This window comes from Streptomyces sp. SID13726, from assembly GCF_010548375.1.
Classification (GTDB): domain Bacteria; phylum Actinomycetota; class Actinomycetes; order Streptomycetales; family Streptomycetaceae; genus Streptomyces.
Window position 1 is genome coordinate 1 of sequence record NZ_JAAGLY010000824.1, and the last position, 390, is coordinate 390.

The 390-nt window shown below is 64.4% G+C and carries 1 pseudogene; it reads right to left on the reverse strand.

The window, feature by feature from the left end:
* Positions 1–372 (reverse strand): annotated as a pseudogene (locus G3I78_RS50500) (helix-turn-helix transcriptional regulator); the annotation flags it as partial.
* Positions 373–390 lie beyond the last annotated feature (18 nt).

Consider the following 390-nt stretch of genomic DNA (forward strand, 5'->3'; position numbering starts at 1 on the left):
GGCCGCGTTGATGGGGTCGAAGCCCTCGAGGACGGTGATGGCGTGGGTGCTCGCCGGACTCTGCGCGCTGATGGCGAGAAACGGCTCGAAAGCCTCGGACAGTTCGAGTGAGTCGCGGCGCCTGTCGCGGATCTCGCGTTCGATCGGATGCAGCCGCTGTGCGAGTGCCACCGCCGGTGGAACCGGACGGAGGGAATTCACGTCATCAGGATCTGGCTGCAACAACGCCAGATCGAGCAGACAGGGTGCCGTTTTGACATCCCCACGTGCGATACGTCCCGTGCGCAGCGCGCTCGTGTAGAGCCGTGCCCCCTCGCCGCACAGCTCGGTGACCGAGTGGGGATGTGTCGCTTTTGTGCTGTTTGTGGTCAAATTTCCACCCCCCAGGGT